We start from the raw sequence: 387 nt of genomic DNA on the forward strand, positions 1-387 counted from the left end.
GCAACTATCGTAGAGTAATAGTTAGCCTAGCTAATTAATACTAAAAAAAGCCCGAGCATAGTCTCGGGTTTTTTAATGCCTATAATTTGTGTCATGCGAAGGTGGCGCTCTTACCTTAGGCGTAGGTGCTTTGTAGCAACTATCGTAGAGTAATAGTTAGCCTAGCTAATTAATACTAAAAAAGCCCGAGCATAGTCTCGGGTTTTTTAATGCCTATAATTTGTGTCATGCGAAGGTGGCGCTATTACCTTAGGCGTAGGTGCTTTGTATCAACTATCGTAGAGTAATAATTAACGTTTAAGTTAATTGTTAGAAAAAGGTCACTTAGGTGGCCTTTTTTAATGTCTGCGATTTGAGCTGTAAGCTCTAAGCCGTCAGCCGTCAGCC

The organism is Pseudoalteromonas sp. 3D05, assembly GCF_002723455.1.
Taxonomy (GTDB): Bacteria; Pseudomonadota; Gammaproteobacteria; order Enterobacterales; family Alteromonadaceae; genus Pseudoalteromonas.